This window comes from Gemmiger formicilis (assembly GCF_016901605.1).
Classification (GTDB): Bacteria; Bacillota; Clostridia; order Oscillospirales; family Ruminococcaceae; genus Gemmiger; species Gemmiger formicilis_B.
The window spans coordinates 1-1,367 of sequence record NZ_JACJKP010000317.1; the positions used below are offsets into that span (position 1 = coordinate 1).

At 60.1% G+C, this 1,367-nt stretch carries 1 protein-coding gene; it reads right to left on the reverse strand.

Translation table 11 applies throughout. The features are described from left to right. Window positions 1–225: 225 nt before the first annotated feature. Window positions 226–1,367, reverse strand: a 1,142-nt coding sequence (locus H6B10_RS14530; RefSeq protein WP_204652252.1) for a hypothetical protein, incomplete at its 5' end; no start/stop codon positions are given.

Here is a 1,367-nt window from a genome sequence, read left to right on the forward strand (position 1 = left end):
GCCCGAACTGCGGCGCTGTTTCCACGGTGGATGAAGAAACGCTGTTGGATCAGGAATCCGAGCTGGTTTGCCCCAACTGCGGCGCTGCCTTTGACATTGAACTGGAAAGCACCGGGGAAACGCCGGAGGACGGCGACGGGGAAACGGAGTAATCACGACCGCGAATCTTAATAACAAAACCGCCTGACAGCGATACCTGCCGGGCGGTTTTTGTTTGTGTCAGGTCTACAGCATGTAAACGGCACCATACAGATTGAACAGCACTGCCATCCCGCACAGGGTCCATGCACCGGGGCCGGGGGTCCACTGTGGGCGGGAGCAAAACCACACGACCACCCAGGGGAACAAGTCTATTAGATACCGGGTGCCGAACTGCCAGCCACCCATGGTGCGGTGCAGGCAGTACAGCAGTGTGACCAGAACGCAGGCGGCGCCAGCCACCCAGCCCGGCATAGGTACAGGCAGCGCGTGCTGAGGCTCTCTGCGAAGGCAGACACGCACGCCCCGGAGCAGGGCCAGAAGAAATATCGGATTGGCGGCAAACAGGAAAAAGCCGTTGAAAATCTCAAAATGGAGCTGCAAGTCGGCATCCAGCAGAATGGGGCGGAACAGGTTCGCAAGGTTTGACAGCAGATAGCGGAACGAAAATTGCCCGTTGACGGTCTGTGTGAACTCCGGCAGATAGTTGTGGCCAAACTCGAATGGGTTACCGAAGCGAACCGCATTATACCCCATAAGGCAGGCGGCGACCACTAGAGCAGGCAGCAGCGCGGCGGCAAGGCGGGTAAACGGCCGCGGCCGACGTAGCCGTTGGATGAGCCAATATGCCAGTAGGAGCGCATAGAACGGGCGGCAGCCCACGGCCAGAGCCAGGTACAGGGAGGCCAGCGCACAGGAAAATGTGGTCGGGCGCAGGGCAAAGGAAACGCCCCACAACGCCAGACACAGGCCGAGCATCTGGGCGATGAACCAGACCCCGCCGCTGGTGGAAAGCCAGAACGTGTTGGAACCGAAAGCGACGAACACGGTCAGGCAAGACGCCGCCGCGGGGGAGAGTCGGGCACGAGCGCAGCAGGCATAGCAGCCGCCCGCGCAGAACAGCGCCAGCAAAGCGGCTATAAGGTTGCTGGGAACGGCGTCAGCCCCGTCGCACAGCAGAACCCAGGGGAGCATTAGCAGGCAGGGAACCGGCGGGAAGGACTGGTAATAACGTCCCTGATAGATAGCCAGTTCCAGCCAGGTGTATCGTTCCCCATTGGCAATGTAGTTGCGTCCGGCCAGCCAGTTTTCGGCTTGCAGGGAATAACTGTCATACACATTGTGTGCCAGCAGGGTTCCGCCCGCCAGAGAATGGTACAAAAGAAGCG